Annotated in this window: 1 protein-coding gene and 1 pseudogene; one reads left to right on the top strand and one right to left on the bottom strand. The window is 42.6% G+C overall.

What is annotated here, in order from left to right:
• Positions 1–266: pseudogene (locus R7Q11_RS27745) on the bottom strand (efflux RND transporter periplasmic adaptor subunit); the annotation flags it as partial.
• A 150-nt stretch (positions 267–416) separates the two neighbouring features.
• Here R7Q11_RS27745 and R7Q11_RS27740 point away from each other — a divergent pair.
• Positions 417–598: TetR/AcrR family transcriptional regulator (locus tag R7Q11_RS27740; protein WP_225467179.1), on the top strand; the 182-nt coding region annotated here is incomplete at its 3' end.

Below are 598 nucleotides of genomic sequence, written 5' to 3'. Positions count from 1 at the left end.
CCCATTCTTACCAGTAGCTTTTCAACTTCCCCACCAACTTGAAAAGACAACTGCGCTCGATACGTTGCATCAATACGCGCAAGAAAAGCGTCAGAGTCGTCAACCGTAAGATCTTTAACAGCAAGTAATTTAACGGGTTTGATTAAAGGCTCTGCCGGTTCTGATATGGCTTTATTACACCCTGTCAGCAACGTAGAGAGACTTAACGTCACCACAGCGCCAATCAAAGTGTGCTTTATAGTTTGTTTTCGCACTGGCTTCTCCATAGACTTAAAATTTACTACACAGTCGTGCAGTATAGGCAGAATTGAATATTGATCAACATATTTTCCACATGGATAGCAAATTAATTAGTCAAAGCGTTCGGTTTCTGGTAAAAGTAGGCACGTTGATTAATATTCGGGAAAAATCGAACTATGAATGTAAGAAAGCAAGGCCGACGTAGCGCTGAAGCCGCAGAACAAACTAAGTGTCTGATCCTTAAGGTCGCTGCAGATATGTTTTGTGAGCTGGGTTACGAGCGAGTCTCGCTAAGAAACATCAGCGAAAAGGCGGGTGTATCACATAGTTTGATTCGTCATCACTTCGGCAGCAAAGA

This window comes from Vibrio sp. 970 (genome assembly GCF_033339075.1).
The sequence above is the reverse complement of the archived record's forward strand: the minus strand, read 5'-3'. Positions and strand labels throughout refer to the sequence as shown.